Here is a 19261-nt window from a genome sequence, read left to right as displayed (position 1 = left end):
GCTGGTCGACGGCCAAAATAAAAAACCCGCCTCGGCGGGCGGGTCGTTGGAGCCAATTAGCACCATACCCAAATTAGTAGCATAGCTGCCGGCACAAAGCAAGAACAAAATGTGGCCACCTGGAAAATCGCGACAGGTTTGCGCAGCCCCTCATCGCCCTGCCGGGCACTTCTCCCGTATAGGGACGTGGAGAAGGTCGCCTTGCAAACGGTTTCGCCAATTTGCGGAGTTGCAGAAAGCGCCGAGCCTGCGGCCCAGCCCCTTCTCCCCGTCACTATACGGGGGAAGGTGCCGGCAGGCGGATGAGGGGCAGCGCCGGCATCGGTCACCTTTTGATTGATTCCCTTGGCACTAACCAACCCCAAGCTTGACGCCTCGGCGAAATGCAACTATGGAACGCCAACTTTTTCCATGAGGCCGCCTGACCGAAACCGCGCGCCACCCGGCGCGGGTCGAATGTTTGGCCAGGACCGAGAACCGAAGGTTAGAACCATGTCCCGCACCTGCGAACTCACTGCCAAGGCAGTCATGTCCGGCAACAATGTGAGCCACGCCAACAACAAGACCAAGCGTCGCTTCCTGCCCAATCTCGTCAATGTGACGCTGATCTCGGAAGCGCTGAACCAGAACGTGCGCCTGCGCATTTCGGCCAACGCATTGCGTTCGGTCGAGCATCGCGGCGGCCTCGACGCCTTCCTGGCCAAGGCCGATGCCAAGGAATTGTCGCAGCGCGCCCGCCTGTTGAAGAAGCAGATCGCCAAGAAGATCGCCGAGCAGCCGGCCGCCTGAGTTTTTTGGCGGCAGCCGCCTTCCAGGGCGTGGTCCGAACTCCGGATCGCGTTCCGCTGGTTCCATTACCCAGGATAAAAAAATGATTTTCCTCTCGCGGTACCTGCCCTTCGTGGCGGCCATGGCGCTCGTCGTCGTGGCCTCGAACATCCTCGTGCAGTTCCCGATGCAAGGTTCAATCGGCGGGCTGTCGCTGGCCGACATCCTGACCTGGGGCGCCTTCACCTATCCGTTCTCCTTCCTGGTCACCGATCTCGCCAACCGCCGCTATGGGCCGGCGGTGGCGCGCAGGATCGTCTTTGTCGGCTTCATGTCAGCGGTGATCTGCTCGATCGTCATCCCACCGCTGCTGTTTCGCCACGGCCTGATCGAATTCGAGACCGCCGCCGACCGGCTGGTGCGCATTGCCGCTGCCTCGGGCGCCGCCTTCCTCACCGCGCAGTTGCTCGACGTCACCGTGTTCAACCGGCTGCGCCGGCAGAGCTGGTGGCGCGCGCCGATCGTCGGCACGCTGGTCGGCTCCGTTTTCGATACGGTGGTGTTTTTCACCGTCGCCTTCGCGGCGGCGTTCGCCTTCGCCGGGCCCAACGACGGCTTTGCGCTGGAAACCGCGCCGCTGATGGGCGTGCTGCCGGTCGAGACGATGCGCTGGATTTCCTGGGCGCTCGGCGATCTCGGCGTCAAGCTGGTCATAGCGGTGGTGGCGCTGATCCCCTACCGGCTGCTTGCCGCCCGCTGGAGCCAGCCGGCACTGGCGGCATAGAAGCATGATCCCGAAAAGTGGGAACCGGTTTTCGGACAAGATCATGCTCAAAGACTATCGAGCATGATCCCCTGGCTTCAACTGGACTCGGCAAAAACGCCTGACGGCGGACAGGAACTCCGCCTGAAGCGGCGCGGCGGCGAATTCTCGATCATGCTTGGCGCCAACGAGCTGATGAACAGCCGGCTCAGCGGTTCCGAAGAGGCGCTGGCGAAACTGTCTTGCCAAAGGATTGCCGGCCGCCGGACCCCGAACATCCTGATCGGCGGCCTCGGCATGGGCTTTACCTTGCGCGCGGCGCTGGCCGAGCTCGGCGACGATGCGCAGGTCACCGTTGCCGAATTGGTGCCGGCGGTCGTGGCGTGGGCGCGCGGCCTGATGGCCGAAGTTTTCGACGGTTGCCTTGACGACCGGCGTGTCGGCATTCGCGAGGCCGATGTCGGTCAGCTCATCCGATCGCAAGCTTCGGCCTGGGACGCGATCCTGCTCGATGTCGACAACGGCCCCGAGGGCATCGTCTACAAGGCCAACGATGCGCTCTACAGCGCAGCCGGCCTGATCAGCGCGAGAGCAGCTCTCAAGCCCGGCGGTGTGCTGGCGGTCTGGTCGCAGGGCCCTGACGCAGGTTTCACCCGAAGGCTCAAGCAGGCCGGCTTCACGGTCGAGGAGGTCAAGGTGCGGGCTCACGGCAAGCGCGGCGCCCGGCACATCGTCTGGCTCGCGACCAAGGGGCAATAGGCCACCTCGCAATCCGGGCGGGCCTTGTGGTCGCCGCCCGCCACGCCGACGAACCTCTACTTCGCCTTCTGAAGCTCGGCGGCGAGCGCCTGCAGCAGCCCGCGTGTGCCCTCCTCGCGCCCTTGCGCTGAATCGACGCCATCGAAGAACGCACCCTGTTCGGTATAGGTCAGGCGGGTGCCCTCGCCGGAAGGTGCAAGCTCGACCGTGGTGAGCGACGCCGACAGCGGCTGCGCCCCGACCGCCATCCGGTATGAAAATACGATGCGCCGGTCAGGGACGATGTCCTGGAACTGCGCATCGAGCCTGATCTCCGGGCCGCCCTGGTAGCTGAACCGCGAAACCTCGCTGCCGCCGACACGGAAATCGAAGGTGAATTCGGCGATGGTGAAGCCGTCGCCTTCGACGCGCCAACGCCGCACCGTCGCCTTGTCGGCAAAGGCGAGGAAGACGCGTTCGCGCGATTGCGGGTAGGTCCGCTCGATCGTGAAGCTTGAATGGATGACGGACTGGTCGTTCACGGGGGCAATCTGGTTCATTTCTTTTCGTCCTTTTCCTGGTCGTGGGGTGTTGCGTCCGGTTGGTCAGTCTCCGCCAGGATCTGGCCGAGACGGTCGAGCTGGCGTTCGGCCGGTGTACGGCGCGCGGCGATCCAGTCGGCGAGCGGGGCTAGCCCGCCGGGCTCGATCCGGCAGGTGCGCACGCGTCCGACCTTCTCGCTGCGGATCAGCCCGCACGCTTCCAGCGCCTGGAGATGCTGGAGTACGGCAGCGAAGGTCATGCCGAACGGCTCCGCCAACTGGCTGACGGTGGCTGGCCCGCGGCTCAGCCTTTCCAGGATTGCCCGGCGCGTCGGCTCGGCAAGAGCCCGCAGGATGCTGTCGATCCCGGAATACTTAAGCATGGACTTGAGTATTTCGCCGATGACGCAAATTGTCAAGTCACGACTAAAGTATTTTTTCGGATGGTGAGAGCCGGCTGGAAAACCTGCGACGCGGGTCATTGCCAGGGGAAATTGCCTGCGCTGCAAAACGGCGCGGAAATGCCAGCGATGCTGTCGGCCAGCAGGCCTGTCGCGCGTCAATCCTCGTGCAGCACAAATTCCAGGTAAAGATTGCGCTGCAGGATCGAGTGGTTGTCATCGGACATCAGCGACACGATCAGCGCGCCATCGTCGCGGGTCCAGACGTCGAGCGCTTCCATGTTGTCGATCTGGTAGCCCATGTCGGCTTCGAGCAGCACCGGCCCGTCGGCGACGGCGCCCTTCTCGACGCTTTCGCCATAGATGCGCCGCAGCCGCATCTTGACGCCGCCGGCCATCGAAAAACTGCGCTCCAGAAGCAACAGGTCGCCGTCCGGCAGGAAGGCGCCGTCGGTGATGTCGAAATCGCCATTGCGCTTGACGGTGAAGACGCCCTTGTGCGGCCCTTCGATGATCGCGGCAAAGATGTTGCCGGCCTTGTCGAGGCTCTTTTCCGACACCACGACCAGTCCGCCCGCGTGCTGCCCGTTGGGGTTGGCGCGGGTGACGGTCTCAAAGCCGCGATTGCGGCGAAGTTCCCAGGCTGGAATCAGGAAGTCCAATTGCCTGAACGGCGCCTTCATGCCGTCCGGATCGATCTTGAACTCTGCGATACGGTGATCGCCCTCGAAACCGACCGTGGCAATGCCGTCCTTCACCGCGAGGCCTTCGGCATCGACCGCCCATTTCTCGTCGATCGGCTGACCGGCCGAATCGACCATCTGCTGCATGCGAAAATTCTGGATGCCGGAAGGCCGCTTCTCGGCATCGTGGACGAGGGTGCCGAAGAACCAGAAGCCGGTGTCGGCGACGCCGATGAAATCGCTGCCGGGCTCGAGGAACCGAAGTGCCGACAGCGCGCCGAAATCGCGCGTCGACGAGGTCATTTCGAGCCCGCCGATGAATTCGAGCGGCCCGAACTGTTTGTCCGGCCGGCCGATGTGGAATTCGCTGATCGGCCGTGCCGTGATTTCGGCCGGCTCGACCGAGGCCGGGCCGGCAGCGACAGCTGGCGCCAAACTGATGCCTAACAACGCAATGGCGGCCAAAAGCTTCTGCCAAAAGCCGCCGCGGGAAAAAATCATCCGGCGCGCCGCATGCCGCCGCGCCGCGTGTCGCGCACGGTTTCCTCGGCGAACAGCGAGGCCAGCTGCTCGGTCATGGCGCCGGCCAGTTCTTCGGCATCGACGATGGTGACGGCGCGGCGATAGTAGCGGGTGACGTCGTGGCCGATGCCGATGGCCAAAAGCTCGACCGGCGAGCGCGTCTCGATGAGTTCGATGATGGCCCGCAGATGCCGCTCGAGATAATTGCCGGGGTTGACCGACAGCGTCGAATCGTCGACCGGCGCGCCGTCGGAGATCATCATCAGGATCTTGCGCTGCTCCGGCCGCGCGATCAGCCGGTTGTGCGCCCACAGCAGCGCCTCGCCGTCGATGTTTTCCTTGAGCAGGCCCTCGCGCATCATCAGGCCGAGATTGCGGCGCGCCCGCCGCCACGGATGGTCGGCGGATTTGTATATGATGTGGCGCAGATCGTTGAGCCGGCCGGGGTTCGGCGGCTTGCCTTCCTTCAGCCATTTCTCGCGCGCCTGTCCGCCCTTCCAGGCGCGGGTGGTGAAGCCGAGGATTTCGACCGAGACGCCGCAGCGTTCCAGCGTGCGCGCCAGGATGTCGGCGCAGGTCGCGGCGACGGTGATCGGCCGGCCGCGCATCGAACCCGAATTGTCGAGCACCAGCGACACCACCGTGTCGCGGAATTTGGTATCACGCTCCTGTTTGAAGGACAGCGGCTGCATCGGGTCGATGACGACGCGCACCAGCCGTGCCGGATCGAGATAGCCTTCTTCGAGGTCGAAATCCCAGGAGCGGTTCTGCTGCGCCATCAGGCGGCGCTGCAGCCGGTTGGCCAGCCGCCCGACGACGCCGGAAAGGTTGGCGAGCTGCTTGTCGAGGAAGGCGCGCAGCCGGTCGAGCTCCTCCTCCTCGCACAGTTCCTCCGCACCTACGGTCTCGTCGAAGGCGGTCGTGAAGACCTTGTAGTCGATCTCTTTCGGCAGATTGGTGAAGGGATTGTCGTTGCGGCGCGCCTCGCCCGGCGTCTCCGCATCGGCGTCGTCATCGTCGGAGAGATCCTCGGCGGTGGCGTCGGAGGCTTCCGTCTCGGCCGATTGCTCGTCGTCCGACGATGCCTCGGTATCCTCGGATTGCGACTGCTCGGAGCCCGAATCGTCTTCGCCGCCCTCCTCGCTCTGCTCCTCGCCTTGCGGCTGGTTTTCGTCGTTGTCCTCGGAGTCTTCCGTCTCCTGGTCATCGCCGAGCTCCTCGGCCATTTCCATGGAGGCGAGCATCTCGCGCACGACGCGGGCGAACGCCTGCTGGTCATCGAGCTTTGCCGACAGCCCGTCGAGGTCGGCACTGGCTTTTTCCTCGACCCAGGGGCGCCAGAGATCGACCAGCCGTTCGCCGCTCTTCGGCACAGTGCGGCCGGTCAGCTTTTCGCGCACCATCAGCGCCAGCGCTTCCTCGATCGGCGCGTCGGCCTTGTCCTTGACGTCGACGAGGTTGGCCCTGGCGTATTTGTCCTCGAGCATCGAGCCGATATTGTCGGCGACGCCCTGCATGGCGCGGCTGCCGATCGCCTCCACCCGGGCCTGCTCTACCGCGTCATAGATGGCGCGGGCCTGTTTGCCTTCCGGGGCCAGCCTGGTGTGGATGCGCGCATCGTGGCAGGCGCGCTTCAGCGCCATGGAATCGCCGAGCCCGCGGGTGATGGCGATGTCCGCCTTCGATGCCTTCTTCGGCAGTTCCGGCAGCCGGGCGCGGCTGCCGGCCAGTGCCGGCCGATCCTTGGCGAAGCCGACCTCGAGATCCTTGTCGCCGGCGATGGCGCGCATGCAGACGGTAACCGCGCGCTTGAAGCTGTCGTTCTCAGCGCCGGTCTTGGATTTGTTTCGCGTATTGTCGCCCGGACCCGCCATCAGCTCTTCTGACCTGCCAGTTCATCAAGCGTGATGCGCTTCACCTGCTTTGCTGCGACTTCAGCATCTGGCACCGGCGTCAGTCCAACAAACCCACGTTCCTCAAGTGACACCCGGTAGAATCCATCGGCATGGAACGTGCCGAGGGATTTGCTAAATCCGTCGGGAAAGCCGAGCACCCTCTGGGATTTGTTTTCCCTTGAAACGATACCAAAGACCCCATGGATCGACATCGCCGCAAAACTGGCAGTTTCGCTGTCATGCTCACGGCAGGAAATCTTCAGCCCGATGATTTGATTCATCGACCTTTCTGCGAAACGCCATAGCGCGTCAAAATTCGCCGCCGTGACCTCGCCGACGATCTGCTGAAGTGTAGCTTCGTCGGCTATCGCCACACCTTTTGCCAACACCAAAGGCGCCGCTAGGACGAGGAACGCGCGCCGATCGAGCATGCCTTACCCCAGCACAACGTTGGCCGCGCTTTCCGGCAGATCTTCGCCGAAGGCGCGCTGATAGAACTCGGCCACCAGCGAGCGTTCCAGCTCGTCGCATTTGTTGAGGAAGGTCAGCCGGAACGCCATGCCGATATTGCCGAAGATTTCGGCATTCTCGGCCCAGGTGATAACCGTGCGCGGGCTCATAACCGTCGACAAATCGCCGTTGATGAAGGCCGAGCGCGTCATGTCGGCGACGCGCACCATCTTGTTGACGATCTCCTTGCCCTTGCCATCGCGGTAGTGCTTGGCCTTGGCCAGCACGATGTTCACTTCATTGTCGTGCGGCAGGTAATTCAGCGTGGTGACGATTGACCAGCGGTCCATCTGCGCCTGGTTGATCTGCTGGGTGCCGTGGTAGAGGCCGGTGGTGTCGCCCAGCCCAACCGTGTTGGCGGTCGAAAACAGCCGGAAGGCCGGGTGCGGGCGGATGACCCGGCTCTGGTCGAGCAGCGTCAGCCGGCCCGACGATTCCAGCACGCGCTGGATGACGAACATCACGTCCGGGCGGCCGGCATCGTACTCGTCGAAGCACAGCGCGACATTGTGCTGATAGGCCCAGGGCAGGATGCCGTCGCGGAATTCGGTGATCTGCAGCCCGTCCTTGACGACGATGGCGTCCTTGCCGACGAGGTCGATACGGCTGACATGGCTATCGAGATTGACACGCACGCAGGGCCAGTTGAGGCGGGCGGCGACCTGCTCGATATGCGTCGACTTGCCGGTGCCGTGATAGCCCGACACCATGACGCGGCGATTGTAGGCAAAGCCGGCGAGAATCGCCATGGTCGTGTTCTTGTCGAACAGGTAGTCCGGATCGATGTCGGGGACATGCTCGCTCGTCACCGCATAGGCCGGCACCACCATCTTGGAGTCGAAGCCGAATGTCTCCTTCACCGACACCGTGGTGTCGGGCAGGTTGGCGATGTCGCGATCGACCTTGTTCATCTCTATCAACGTCTCCACAAGCGAAACGCCGCGTTTCGCCGGCAATCGATTTTGTTCGGGGGCGGTCTTAGAGCCTTTTCCAACCTTATGAAAGTTGGAAAGCGACACGAACCGTATGGTCGCTCAGCACAAACCTGCCTGCTTGAGCACGCGATACGCCTGGAGCACATCGCGGAACCGGTCTTCCGAACCTCTGTCGCCGCCATTCGCATCCGGATGGTGGCGTTTCACAAGTTCCTTATAGCGCGCCTTGATATCCTTGCCAGTTGCCTTTGTATCAAGGCCAAGCGTTTCCAGTGCCTTGGCCTCAAGCGGCTTGGCCTTGCGCTCGCGTGCTTCGCGCGGGTCCTTCGGGCCTTTGAACAGGTCGAACGGATCGCGCATGCGATTGTAGTAGCCGGCGCGACCGGAGCGCGCCTGGGCAAAGTCCGGCGAGGAGCGGGTCGATGCGCCGTTGACGCCCATTTTCCAGGTCGGCCGGTGGCCGGTCATGGCTTCCTTCTGGAAGCGGGCGATCTCGGTGTCGGGAACGCCCGAGAAATAATTGAAGCCCTTGTTGTACTCGCGCACATGGTCGAAGCAGAACTGGAAATACTCGCCTTCCTTCATCCGTCCGACCGGGGCACGGTGGGTACCGGCCTCCTTGCAGCCATCCCACTGGCAGATCGGCGAACGCGACTTCAGCTCCGCGTCCTTCTCCGGGCGGATGCGAATCTTTTCGAAATATTTTGGGTACGGCTTCATCTCACCCATTTATGGGCTGTTCGCGCATGCGAAACAAGAATTGACATTTTCGCGATGATCGCCCTAACCGCTGAATCGCGGCATAAAACCGGCGAATTGCGAATTTTGTGCGATGACATAGATGTGGTGAAGGGAAGCGGCGATGTCCATACAGGCAACGATGGAAGACAAGCTGAAAAAGGCGTTTTCGCCGGAACGGCTGGCCGTCATCAACGAAAGCCATCTCCATGCCGGCCATCATCATGTGGATTCCGGCCATCACGCCACCTTCGACGGCGCCGGCGAGACGCATTTCCGCGTCCGCATCGTCGCGCCAGCCTTTGCCGGCATGAGCCGCGTCGAACGTCACCGCGCCGTCAACGATCTGCTGGCCGAGGAATTGAAATCCGGCGTGCATGCCCTAGCGATCGAGCCGGCGGCGCCCGGCGAAAAGACCCGCTGGTAAATTTCAGCCGAGGCTCGCCCTCAAGAAAGCCATCACCGCTGCGGTCAATGCATCGCCCTCGGTGCCGAAGTCGCGATTGATCGACATGTGCGAATAGGCGCTGCCGTCGAACAGTGTGACCCTGGTTCCGGTGGCGCGCAGACGCCCGGCGAAGGCCTGCGCGTCCGCCGCCCGGGCTTTCGCCCGCGAATGGGCGATGAAGGTCGGCGGGTGCTTGCGCCCTTCCACATAGGTGACAGGCGACAGCGCGCGCCACTGTGCCGGATCGGGAAAGGCGCGGGCATAGACCCCTGCCATGCCGCCGCTTCTGGCCAGCGCCTCCAGATCGTAGGCCCTGGTGTCGTCGAGAACCAGCGCCGCGACGCCGGGCAGGCCGCCGCGCAGCCCGGTCAATGCGACGAGATGGCAGCCGGCCGAATGGCCCATGGCGACGATCCGGTCCGGATCGCCGCCATGCCTGGCGATGTTGGCGCGGACGTAACGATAGGCCAGTTCGACATCTGCCGCCTGGGTGGCGACGTCGGCCTTGGGCAGCATCCGGTAGTCGATCGAGACGAAGCAGAAGCCATTGTCGAGCAGGAATTGCGGCTTGGCATTGACGTTGCCGCGGTTGCCGACTCGCCAGGCGCCGCCATGGACGAAAAAGACGACCGGCAGGCCGCTTGCGCCGTCGAGGGAATAAATGTCGAGCTTGGCCGGCCCATAGTGGAAGGTTTCGGGCGACGGCGAACGCAGCCGCAATGCCGCCGCAGCCTGTCCCGGCAGCAGCGCCGCCATCGACGCCAGAAGCAGGCTTCGCCGATCGATCTTCATCAACGCCTGACTGCCCACGGCTGCCACAAGGTGCGCACTGTCATTCTCCAAGCATCGCCGGCTTGATCCTCAGCCGCGCGATACGGTTCTTGTCGCGCTTCATGACGACGAAGCGCTTGCCGTGAAACGTAAAGGCCTGCTTTTCGTCCGGGATCGACTGCGCCTCGTGGATGACAAGGCCGGCGATGGTGGTGGCTTCCTCGTCCGGCAGGTTCCAGTCGAGCGCCCGATTAAGGTCGCGGATCGGCACCGTGCCGTCGACGACGACGGAGCCGTCGGCCTCCTGCTTGACGCCCTGGATGTCGATGTCGTGCTCGTCGGCGATCTCGCCGACGATCTCCTCGATGATGTCCTCCAGCGTCACCAGCCCTTCGACCTCGCCATATTCGTCGACGACGATGGCGAAATGCGCCTTGCGGCGCAGGAAGGCATTGAGCTGCTCCTGAAGCGTCGTGGTGTCGGGCACGAACCACGGTTTCGACGCGATCTTCATCACGTCGATCCTGGAAAAATCGTTGCCGACCTCGTTCAGCGCGCGCAGCAGATCCTTCGCGTGCAGCACGCCGACAATGTTGTCGAGCGAACCCTTCCACAACGGCATGCGGGTGTGCGGGCTCTGCAGGATCTCGCGAACCACCGCTTCGGGCGGGTCGTCGGCGTTGACCGAGCGCATATTGGTGCGGTGGACCATGACGTCCGACACTTCGAGCTCCTCGAGGTCGAACAGGCCGCCGATGCGGGCGCGGTCCTCGCGCACCACCTGGCCGTCGCGGCGGAAATCGTCGACGGCGCCGCGCAGTTCCTCGCGCGCAGAGCGCTGCGGCTCCATGCGTTGCAACTCGTAGCCGAAGGCGGCGAGCAGGCGCCGGCGCAAGACGAAGCCCAGCACGCCGAGGCCGGCGAGCACGGCAGCCGCGATCCAGCCGGCCTGGCTCATCCCGGCCGGCTTTCCTGCCGACCCGGATGGTTCTCCCGGAGGAACGCCAGCACTTCCGAGGCCGGCACATCCCTGGCGATGAAGGCCTGGCCGACGCCGCGCGTCAGGATGAAGGTCAGCGCGCCGCGCGACACCTTCTTGTCCTGGGTGATGAAGGAGAACAGCGTCTCGGCGTCGGGCAGTTCGCCTGGAATGTCGGCCATCCGCCAGGGCAGACCGACGGCGCGAAGATGCGCCTCGACACGCGCAGCGTCGTCGGGGCTCGCCAAATTGAGCCTTGACGAAAAGCGGTGCGCCAGCGCCATGCCGATGGCGACGCCCTCGCCATGCACGAGCCTTGCGCCGCCATAGCCGGTCGCCGCCTCCAGCGCATGACCGAAGGTGTGGCCGAGATTGAGCAACGCGCGGTCGCCGGTCTCGAACTCGTCGCGGGCAACGACGTCGGCCTTGGCACGACAGGCCTCGGCGATGGCCGCAGCCCGCTCCGGCCCGCCGGCAAACACTTGACGCCAGTTTTCTTCCAGCCAGGCGAAAAACTCGGGCCGGTCGATCAGCCCATATTTGGCCAGTTCGGCATAGCCGGCGCGAAACTCGCGGATCGGCAGCGTGTCGAGCACTTCGGTGTCGGCCAGCACCAGCTTCGGCTGGTGGAACACCCCGACCAGGTTCTTGCCGCGCTTGCTGTTGATGCCGGTCTTGCCGCCGACGGAGGAATCGACCTGCGCCAGCAGCGAGGTCGGAACCTGCACAAAGTTCATGCCGCGCCGCGCGATGCCGGCGGCGAAGCCGGCGAGGTCGCCGATGACGCCGCCGCCGAGCGCGATGACGACATCGCCGCGCTCCAGCTTGGCGGCCAGCACGCCGTCGACCACCTCTTCGAGATGCGCAAAGCTCTTGGTCTTTTCGCCTGGCGGCAGCGTGATGACGGCATGTTGGATGCCACCGCTTGCCAGGCCGGCCGCAAGCGCTGCGAGATGCGCGCTAGCGACGTTTTCGTCGGTGACGACCGCCGCCCGCGTCCCCGGCAGACGGCGCGAGATCTCGGCGCCGGCGCGTGACAGCAGGCCGGGACCGATCAAAATATCGTAGGCACGCTCGCCAAGCCCGACTTCGACAGAGACCGTTGCATCAGCGCTCACGACCGCACCTCGTCAATATCGGCAACGCCGAGATGGCCGCGCAGCGCGTCCACCACTTCGGCGGCAATGATCTCCTTGCGGTCGTCGCGGGTCGGCACGACGACGTCGGCCGCGGCATAAACCGGGTAGCGTTCCGCCATCAGCCGTTCCAGCACGGCGCGTGGATCGGCGCTTTTCAGCAGCGGCCGGTTCTGTTTCTTGGAAACGCGCTCCATCAACAGGTCGATCTCGGCTTTCAGCCAAACCGACACGCCATGGCTGGCGATCGCCTCGCGCGTCTGCGCGTTCATGAAGGCGCCGCCGCCGGTCGACAGCACCTGCGGCCCGTGCTCCAGCACACGCAGGATGACGCGCTGCTCCAGTGCCCGGAACTCCGCCTCGCCATAGCGCTCGAACAGGTCCGGGACGCTCATGCGCGAAACAGTTTCGATCTCCTGGTCGCTGTCGATGAAGGGCAGTGCCAGCATCGCCGCCACCTTGCGGCCGATCGCCGTCTTGCCGGCGCCCATCAGCCCGACAAAGACGATGGAACGGCCGCCTAGCCGGCCGAGCAGCGCGGCATGGCTCTCGCCCGGAGGATTTGCTGGTAGCGCGTTCATGCTTCTAGGGCCTCTTTGGCGGCGTATCGACATCAAAAGCCTGTTTGCGTCAAGCGCGGCGCAACCGGGACTATGGGCTTCACCCTTGAATTGGCCGGATTGGCGTCTCATAAGGGCACAGGGTTGGAAATGCAGAATAAGACGACGGGCGAAAATTAATGCCAACACTGTTTCGCTTTGTCGTGACGCTCGCGATTCTGGCCGGCATTGTCTATGGCGCGATGTTCGCCCTGGTCATGTTCGTCGAGCCGAGGAAGGCGGAAATGAGCGTGCGCATCCCTCCGGAAAAGCTCAATCCCAAAAAATGAACAGCGCCGCTAGCATCGAAGCCTTCCTGGAGATGATGAGCGCCGAGCGCGGCGCCGCCGAAAACACGCTTTCCTCCTATCGCCGCGACCTCGAAGACGCTTCCGCCGGGATCGGCGGTGGGCTTGCCGCTGCCACCAGCGCCGACATCCGTGCCTATCTCGACGACATCGCCGCGCGCGGCTTTGCCGCCACCTCGCAGGCGCGCAAATTGTCGGCGATCCGGCAGTTCTTCAAGTTTCTCTATGCCGAGGGCCTGCGCGGCGACGATCCGACCGGCACGCTGGACAGCCCGAGGAAGGGCCGGCCGCTGCCGAAGACGATGAGCGAAGCCGATACCGGCCGGCTGCTCGACCGCGCCGCGCAGGAGGCCTCCATGCATGGCGCCGACAGGCTGGCGGCGCTGCGCCTGCACGCGCTGGTCGAGGTGCTCTACGCCACCGGCTTGCGCGTTTCGGAGCTGGTCGGCCTTCCCGTGACGGTGGCGCAGCGCGACGACCGCTTCTTCATGGTCCGCGGCAAGGGCAACAAGGAGCGCATGGTGCCGCTGTCGGCCAAGGCGCGCACCGCGATGCGGACCTGGCTTGCCGCCCGGGCGGCGGTGCCGGCTCTTGCCGACAGCCCGTTCCTGTTTCCGGCCGCCGCCGACAGCGGCTATCTCTCGAGACAGGTCTTTGCCCGCGAGCTGAAAGCGCTTGCCGCACGGGCCGGCATTGCCGCGGCGAAGATATCGCCGCATGTGCTGCGACATGCTTTCGCCAGCCATCTCTTGCAGAACGGCGCCGATCTCAGGGCCGTGCAGCAGCTGCTCGGCCATGCCGATATTTCAACGACGCAGATCTACACGCATGTGCTGGAGGAGCGGCTGGTGCGTCTGGTCAACGATCATCATCCGCTTGCCGACTAGGCGTCATGTCGCTATGTGAGAACGACGCTCCACCGCGCCCAGCCTGCATTTTCGGGCTTGCGTCAGTCATTGCCTTCCGACTTGCCGGTTCGCCCAAGAATGTACAATTACCTCGATTTCGAAAAGCCTGTGCAGGATCTCGAAGGCAAGATCCTTGAGCTGAAGAAGCTTGCCGAGAACGGCGAGGCGGTCGACGTCGGCGATGAGATCGCACGTCTCGAGAAGCGCTCGCGCGATGCGCTGCGCGACGCCTACAAGGCGCTGACGCCATGGCAGAAGGTGCAGGTGGCGCGCCATCCGGACAGGCCGCATTGCATCGACTACATCAAGGGCCTGCTTACCGATTTCACGCCGCTTGCCGGCGACCGCAATTTCGGCGAGGACCAGGCGATCGTCGGCGGCTTCGCCCGCTTTCGCGGCGAGCCGGTGGCGATCATCGGCCAGGAGAAGGGTTCCGATACGGCAAGCCGGCTGAAGCATAATTTCGGCTCGGTGCGGCCGGAGGGCTACCGCAAGGCGGTGCGGCTGATGGAACTCGCCGACCGCTTCCAGATCCCGCTGCTGACGCTGGTCGACACGGCCGGCGCCTATCCCGGCGTCAACGCCGAGGAGCGCGGCCAGGCGGAAGCCATCGCCCGCTCGACCTCGGCCTGCCTTGGCCTGAAGGTGCCGTCGATCTCGGTGGTGATCGGCGAAGGCGGCTCGGGCGGCGCTATAGCGATCGCCACCGCCAACCGCGTCTACATGCTCGAACACGCCATCTATTCGGTGATCTCGCCGGAGGGCGCCGCCTCGATCCTGTGGCGCGATACCACGCGGTCCAAGGATGCTGCGACCAATATGAAGATCACGGCGCAGGACCTGCTGGAGCTGAAGATCATCGACGCCATCATCGCCGAGCCGCTCGGCGGTGCCCATCGCGCCCCCGAAACGGTGATCGCCGCCACCGGCGACCTCATCGCCAGGACGATGAAGGAATTCTCCGGCGCCAACACCGACTTCCGCGAGCATCGCCGCGAGAAATACCTGGCGATGGGCCGCAATCTGTAACCAACGCAGGCACGCGGCCTGAAATGTGGCGGCGTGAACCAGTTTCGCCACAAAAATGCCGCTGCATTCGGCTCAGTGAGCTTAACGCAAGGGGACGCGCCGCATGCTTGCGGTAAGGAATTTTCAAGGTTAACGGGCTTAAGGTCCGTCAGCGGTCGGTTTAGCAGCTGCGGCATCCGCGGCGCAGAGATGAAGACGATAGCCATATCCATGTTTGCCAAGCTTGCCCGCACCGGAGTTCTGATCGCTGCGATCGGCGTCGCCGGCTGCAATGACGCTTCGATGAAGGATTTTGCGCCGCAAGCCAACAAGCCGCTGCCGGACAAAGTCCTGGCCGAAATGAAAGCCAAGGGCATGGTCCGCACCTCCTCGGTGATGGCCCGCATCTTCAAGGAAGAAGGCAAGCTCGAAATCTGGAAGGCCAAGACCAACGGCCGCTACGACCTGGTCGCCAGCTACGACATCTGCAAATGGTCGGGCAAGCTCGGCCCGAAATTCACCGAAGGCGACCGCCAGGCGCCGGAAGGCTTTTACACGGTCCGCCCGGCACAGATGAACCCGCGGTCGAATTACCACCTGTCCTTCAATATCGGCTACCCGAACGCCTATGACCGCGCCAATGGCCGCACCGGTTCCAACCTGATGGTCCATGGCGCCTGCTCGTCGTCCGGCTGCTATTCGATGACCGACGCCCAGATCGAGCAGATCTACGCTTTCGGCCGCGACGCCTTCCAGGGCGGCCAGACCGAGTTTCAGATCCAGGCTTTTCCGTTCCGCATGACCGCCGCCAACATGGCGCGCTATCGCAACGACCCGAACTACGAATTCTGGAAGATGCTGAAGGTTGGCTACGACAATTTCGAGGTCACCAAGGTGCCGCCGAAAGTCGACGTCTGCGAGAAGCGCTACGTGTTCAACCAGGTTGCGGCCGATGGCTCGACCTTCAATCCGACCGGCCCTTGCCCTCCGACCACCCAGCCCGATTCGCTGAAGAGCGCCATCAACGCCTATCAAAGCACCTATGAGGCGGCCTTCAACGGCGCCATAAAGGCCAGCGTGCCGGCGCCCAAGCCAACCATCGCCGGGATCAAGGAAGCCAGCATCGTTTCCGACTGGTCGAAGCGGCGTGCCCGCGGCGAACGCGTTCCGATCGAGCCGCCCTCGCTCAACCCGGACGGCACGGTGGCCGAAACGGCGCGCATGGGCCGCATCGATTCGCCGGCGGGCCGCAAGATGGCAGCGCTCGACGCCGAAAAGGCTGCCAAGCAGAAGGCCGAGGAACAGCGGCTTGCCGCGATAGAAGCGGCGAAGGCAGCGAAAGCGGCAGCCAAGGCGCAAGCCCTGGCCGAGAAGGAAGCCGCCAAGGCGCAGGCATTGGCCGAAAAGGATGCTGCCAAGTCGGCGGCCGAAGCGCCTGTCGCGACCGCAACCGTCGCGCCATCCGCGGAGGCCGTTCCGGTCGCCGAAACGCAGGCTGCGGACGCCGAAAGCACGGCGACAAGGCTGAAGAAGAAACTGCTCGGCATGTTTGGCGGCTGAGGTTCATGCTTGAACAGGAAGATGGGGGCCAGGAAGACAGGCCCTCAACCAGCCCCGCCGCCGTCTACGACCTCAAAGGCTTGAACTGCCCGTTGCCCGTGCTCAAGGCAAAAAAGCGCCTGGCCGCAATGCAGCCGGGCAGCCGCCTGTGGCTCGAAACCACCGACCCGCTCGCCGTCATCGACATTCCCGCCTTCTGCGCCGAGAGCGGCCATCGGCTGATCGAAACGACGGCGATGGCAGGCGGCCACCGCTTCCTGGTCGAGCGCGGGATCGGCTGAGTCTCGACTTAGCTCGTTCTGGCGAAAGCGGCTGAGCGGGATAATCTCCCCCCTTGAGGGGGAGATGGCCGGCAGGCCAGAGGGGGTTGCCGCGCGTGAAGCGCCAACCTTTTCTTTCGTCCCACAAGGCGTCGCGCCAGCCGAGGCGACCCCCTCTGTCGCCTTCGGCGACATCTCCCCCTCAAAAGGGGGGAGATCACGATCCGGCAATAGCCAGCGGGTTGCTTTCCAGTGCTGCGCGATCCGGTGTGTCGATCGACGGCCGATTGGTGAAGGCGGCGAACAGCCGCCGGACATAGTCTTCGGGCATGTCGAGCGTGATCAGCACCAGCCTGGTGCCGCGCTGGCTGTCCGGCCAGGCCGGCAGTTGCACCGGCGGATGCAGGATCTTCTGCACGCCATGGATAACCAGCGGCCGCGACCGGTCTTCTGCAAGCTCGATGACGCCCTTCATCCGCAAAAGGCGCTCGCCATGCGCCGAGCGCAACAGATCGAGGAACATCTCGATTGCCGAAAACGGCACCGGCCCGTCATGAACCAGCGAATACGAACGCACACGGGAATCGTGCCTGTGGTCATGGTGATCATGGTCGGCATGGTCATGCTCGTCGTGATCATGCCCGTCGTGATCATGCCCGCCGTGGTCATGGTCGTGGCCGGCTTGTTCGCCCAGCCAACGCTGCACATCGACGGATTTGGTGGCCGGATTGTAGAGGCCGCTATCGAACAGGGTCGCGGTGCTTGCCTCGCCCGCGTCGAGCACCACGGCGCCCGGGTTGAGCTGCCTGAGCCGCGCCCGCAACGCCTCGACATCGCCTGCATCCGTGGTCAGGTCGGCCTTGCTGAGCACCATGCGATCGGCGACGGCCACCTGCTTCACCGCCTCGACATGCGCATCGAGCGTCGCATTGCCGTTCACGGCATCGACCAGGGTGATGACGCCGTCGAGCCGGAAGGCCTGGACCAGGGCGGGGTGTGCCATGATCGACTGCAGTACGGGGGCGGGATCGGCGAGCCCGGTGGTCTCGACGATGACGCGGGCAAGCCGGTCGATGCGGCCGGTCTGCAGCCGGTCGACGAGGTCAGCCAGCGTGTCGACCAGCTCGCCGCGCACCGTGCAGCAGAGACAGCCGTCGGAGAGCTGGATGATGCCGTCGGAGGCCTGCTCGACCAGGAGATGGTCGATCGCCACCTCGCCGAACTCGTTGATGATGACGGCGGTGTCGGCGAGCGCCGGATCCCGGAGCAGCCGGTTGAGCAGCGTCGTCTTGCCGGCACCGAGAAAGCCGGTGAGCACCGAAACGGGGATCGGGAAGCCGGCCATGCGGCTAGTTCAGCGCCTTGGCCGGCTGCTGGACCTGCGCGGCGGTGGCGGATCCGGCCACAACTGGCTCGGCGCCGGCCGGCGGCGCCCGGTCCGGCCGCCATGTCGGCAGCGGCACGTCGGCATATTCCTGCCCGGAGGCGTCGAGCATCGCCTTCGGCTTCGGCCCCGTGGCGCCGCCGAGGCCGACGGCGATCAGCGTCGGCACATGGTCGAGCTTTTCCTGATAGGGCGATTTCGGCACGTCCTTGCCCTTGTCGCCGACCGCGGGGGCGGCCTCCGACTGCTCCTCGACCGGCTTCTTCTTGCAGATTTCGTCATTCATGTCGTTGGCCGACATGGTGTCGCCATAGGCGGGCAGCGCCGCGACCGTCAGCCAGCTCGGCGCCGGGGTTGCAAAACCCTGGTCGAGCAGTTTTGCCGCCGCCTCGGCACGGGTAATGGCCGATTGCTCGCCGAGCACCACGGCGACCAGGGTGCGGCCGTTGCGGGTCGCCGAGCCGATCATGTTGAAACCGGACGAGCAGACGAAACCCGTCTTCATGCCGTCGGCACCCGGATAGCGGCCGATCAGCAGGTTGTAGTTGGAGATCGCCTTCTTGCCGACGGCAAGGCCTTCGATCGAGAACCAGGGGGCATATTGCGGAAATTCCTTGCGAATCGCCATCACCAGCAAAGCGAGATCGCGCGCCGTCGTATACTGGTCCGGCGAATAGAGCCCGTTCGGATTGACGAAATGGGACCCGCTCATGCCGAGCCTCTGCGCTTCGGCGTTCATGCGCTCGGCGAAAGCCGCTTGCGAACCGCCGATATTCTCGCCGACCGCCATGGCGATATCGTTGGCCGATTTGACCAGCATCATCTTCAGCGCATTGTCCAACCGCATCACCGAGCCCGGCTTGAAGCCCATCTTGCTCGGCGGCTCGCCGGCGGAATGTTTCGTTACCTTGATCGGCGAATCGAGCTGGACCTCGCCCGCGGCAATCGCCCGAAACGCCACATAGGCGGTCATCAGCTTGGTCAGCGACGCCGGGTACCAGCGCCTGAACGCCTCCTGGTGCTGCAGGATCTTGCCGCTGTTCAGGTCGAACAGGATTGTCGGATTGGCCAAGGCAGGCCCGGCCAGCGACGCAAGCACCACCGTGCCCGCCACCAACAGTCTGAGGAAATGCCTGTAGCGCATCATGAAAACCGAAATAGCCTCTTGCCGCAGTCGCACCTGGCTCCGTAAGATTTCGTTACACGATCGCCAGGATAATGGTCCGGCCCTCTGTTCCCGGACCACAGTCGCGGTGCTATTTACTCTATGTGACGTCAACATGGCAAAGTGCTGCCGATCACAATGTGGAAGCAGCAGCACAATGCAAAGCAGCGTGCATGGTTGCAAGGCAGCAGGCACAATTGCAAAGCAGCAGGCCAAGACCGCCTGCTCCAACAGCGAAAT

Annotated in this window: 22 protein-coding genes; 9 read left to right on the top strand and 13 right to left on the bottom strand. The window is 64.1% G+C overall.

Translation table 11 applies throughout. The annotated features are described in order from the left end of the window. The first annotated feature begins 492 nt into the window (after nt 1-492). From rpmB to NKH99_RS17475, 3 genes are all read left to right on the top strand, one after another. Nucleotides 493-789: a 50S ribosomal protein L28 gene (gene rpmB / locus NKH99_RS17485; protein ID WP_352505075.1), complete on the top strand. Its 297-nt coding sequence runs from the start codon at nt 493-495 to the stop codon at nt 787-789. 82 nt (nt 790-871) lie between these two features. After that, nucleotides 872-1552, top strand: coding sequence for a queuosine precursor transporter (locus tag NKH99_RS17480; RefSeq protein WP_353014808.1), 681 nt, complete (start codon nt 872-874; stop codon nt 1550-1552). 63 nt (nt 1553-1615) lie between these two features. After that, nucleotides 1616-2290: a spermidine synthase gene (locus NKH99_RS17475; protein WP_353014807.1), complete on the top strand. Its 675-nt coding sequence runs from the start codon at nt 1616-1618 to the stop codon at nt 2288-2290. A gap of 56 nt (nt 2291-2346) precedes the next feature. Here NKH99_RS17475 and NKH99_RS17470 read toward each other — a convergent pair whose 3' ends face one another. From NKH99_RS17470 to NKH99_RS17440, 7 genes are all read right to left on the bottom strand, one after another. Then, complete coding sequence (locus NKH99_RS17470; protein ID WP_352505072.1) at nt 2347-2829, bottom strand: SRPBCC family protein; 483 nt, start codon at nt 2827-2829, stop codon at nt 2347-2349. Continuing rightward, the gene (locus NKH99_RS17465) at nt 2826-3194 is read right to left on the bottom strand and encodes an ArsR/SmtB family transcription factor (protein WP_352768456.1); all 369 of its coding nucleotides are present in this window, start codon (nt 3192-3194) and stop codon (nt 2826-2828) included. Before NKH99_RS17465 ends, NKH99_RS17470 begins: the two co-directional genes overlap by 4 nt. Nucleotides 3195-3370: 176 nt before the next feature. Beyond that, nucleotides 3371-4396 carry an esterase-like activity of phytase family protein gene (locus tag NKH99_RS17460; RefSeq protein ID WP_353014806.1) on the bottom strand — a complete coding sequence of 342 codons (1026 nt, stop codon included), beginning with the start codon at nt 4394-4396 and terminating at the stop codon, nt 3371-3373. Further along, nucleotides 4393-6291: a cobaltochelatase subunit CobT gene (gene cobT, locus NKH99_RS17455; protein ID WP_352451202.1), complete on the bottom strand. Its 1899-nt coding sequence runs from the start codon at nt 6289-6291 to the stop codon at nt 4393-4395. Before cobT ends, NKH99_RS17460 begins: the two co-directional genes overlap by 4 nt. Continuing rightward, the gene (locus NKH99_RS17450) at nt 6291-6743 is read right to left on the bottom strand and encodes a hypothetical protein (protein WP_353014805.1); all 453 of its coding nucleotides are present in this window, start codon (nt 6741-6743) and stop codon (nt 6291-6293) included. Before NKH99_RS17450 ends, cobT begins: the two co-directional genes overlap by 1 nt. A 3-nt stretch (nt 6744-6746) precedes the next feature. Then, a complete protein-coding gene (gene cobS / locus NKH99_RS17445; RefSeq protein ID WP_352451201.1) occupies nt 6747-7733 on the bottom strand; it encodes a cobaltochelatase subunit CobS in 987 nt (328 codons plus the stop codon). A 123-nt stretch (nt 7734-7856) separates the two neighbouring features. Further along, nucleotides 7857-8486: a J domain-containing protein gene (locus tag NKH99_RS17440; protein ID WP_036238769.1), complete on the bottom strand. Its 630-nt coding sequence runs from the start codon at nt 8484-8486 to the stop codon at nt 7857-7859. 133 nt (nt 8487-8619) lie between these two features. Here NKH99_RS17440 and NKH99_RS17435 point away from each other — a divergent pair, with 133 nt between their 5' ends. Continuing rightward, the gene (locus tag NKH99_RS17435) at nt 8620-8922 is read left to right on the top strand and encodes a BolA family protein (protein ID WP_352770023.1); all 303 of its coding nucleotides are present in this window, start codon (nt 8620-8622) and stop codon (nt 8920-8922) included. Nucleotides 8923-8925: 3 nt separating this feature from the next. Here NKH99_RS17435 and NKH99_RS17430 read toward each other — a convergent pair whose 3' ends face one another. Genes NKH99_RS17430 through NKH99_RS17415 form a run of 4 tightly spaced genes read right to left on the bottom strand, consistent with a single transcriptional unit; the run spans nt 8926 to nt 12410 of the window. Further along, nucleotides 8926-9735 carry an alpha/beta hydrolase gene (locus NKH99_RS17430; RefSeq protein WP_353014804.1) on the bottom strand — a complete coding sequence of 270 codons (810 nt, stop codon included), beginning with the start codon at nt 9733-9735 and terminating at the stop codon, nt 8926-8928. Between the two features lie 40 nt (nt 9736-9775). Next, a complete protein-coding gene (locus tag NKH99_RS17425) occupies nt 9776-10672 on the bottom strand; it encodes an HlyC/CorC family transporter (RefSeq protein WP_352471453.1) in 897 nt (298 codons plus the stop codon). Then, complete coding sequence (gene aroB / locus NKH99_RS17420; protein WP_353014803.1) at nt 10669-11811, bottom strand: 3-dehydroquinate synthase; 1143 nt, start codon at nt 11809-11811, stop codon at nt 10669-10671. Before aroB ends, NKH99_RS17425 begins: the two co-directional genes overlap by 4 nt. Further along, the gene (locus NKH99_RS17415; RefSeq protein WP_352457618.1) at nt 11808-12410 is read right to left on the bottom strand and encodes a shikimate kinase; all 603 of its coding nucleotides are present in this window, start codon (nt 12408-12410) and stop codon (nt 11808-11810) included. Before NKH99_RS17415 ends, aroB begins: the two co-directional genes overlap by 4 nt. A 158-nt stretch (nt 12411-12568) precedes the next feature. Here NKH99_RS17415 and NKH99_RS17410 point away from each other — a divergent pair, with 158 nt between their 5' ends. The 5 genes from NKH99_RS17410 (at nt 12569) to NKH99_RS17390 (ending at nt 16493) form a co-directional block, all read left to right on the top strand. Continuing rightward, nucleotides 12569-12718, top strand: coding sequence for a hypothetical protein (locus NKH99_RS17410; RefSeq protein ID WP_023677884.1), 150 nt, complete (start codon nt 12569-12571; stop codon nt 12716-12718). Beyond that, a complete protein-coding gene (locus tag NKH99_RS17405) occupies nt 12715-13623 on the top strand; it encodes a site-specific tyrosine recombinase XerD (protein WP_353014802.1) in 909 nt (302 codons plus the stop codon). The genes NKH99_RS17410 and NKH99_RS17405 overlap by 4 nt, the downstream gene beginning before the upstream one ends. A 99-nt stretch (nt 13624-13722) precedes the next feature. After that, nucleotides 13723-14673, top strand: coding sequence for an acetyl-CoA carboxylase carboxyltransferase subunit alpha (locus NKH99_RS17400; protein WP_352471457.1), 951 nt, complete (start codon nt 13723-13725; stop codon nt 14671-14673). Nucleotides 14674-14883: 210 nt separating this feature from the next. Beyond that, nucleotides 14884-16212, top strand: coding sequence for a L,D-transpeptidase family protein (locus NKH99_RS17395; RefSeq protein WP_352616130.1), 1329 nt, complete (start codon nt 14884-14886; stop codon nt 16210-16212). Nucleotides 16213-16217: 5 nt separating this feature from the next. Next, the gene (locus tag NKH99_RS17390; RefSeq protein ID WP_352683120.1) at nt 16218-16493 is read left to right on the top strand and encodes a sulfurtransferase TusA family protein; all 276 of its coding nucleotides are present in this window, start codon (nt 16218-16220) and stop codon (nt 16491-16493) included. Between the two features lie 196 nt (nt 16494-16689). Here the strand turns inward: NKH99_RS17390 and NKH99_RS17385 are convergent, their stop codons facing one another. Next, nucleotides 16690-17817 carry a CobW family GTP-binding protein gene (locus tag NKH99_RS17385; protein ID WP_352471459.1) on the bottom strand — a complete coding sequence of 376 codons (1128 nt, stop codon included), beginning with the start codon at nt 17815-17817 and terminating at the stop codon, nt 16690-16692. Between the two features lie 4 nt (nt 17818-17821). Further along, complete coding sequence (locus NKH99_RS17380) at nt 17822-19000, bottom strand: D-alanyl-D-alanine carboxypeptidase family protein (protein WP_353014874.1); 1179 nt, start codon at nt 18998-19000, stop codon at nt 17822-17824. Between the last annotated feature and the right edge of the window lie 261 nt (nt 19001-19261).

The organism is Mesorhizobium sp. M0854 (assembly GCF_040319815.1).
GTDB lineage: Bacteria > Pseudomonadota > Alphaproteobacteria > Rhizobiales > Rhizobiaceae > Mesorhizobium.
The sequence above is the reverse complement of the archived record's forward strand: the minus strand, read 5'-3'. Positions and strand labels throughout refer to the sequence as shown.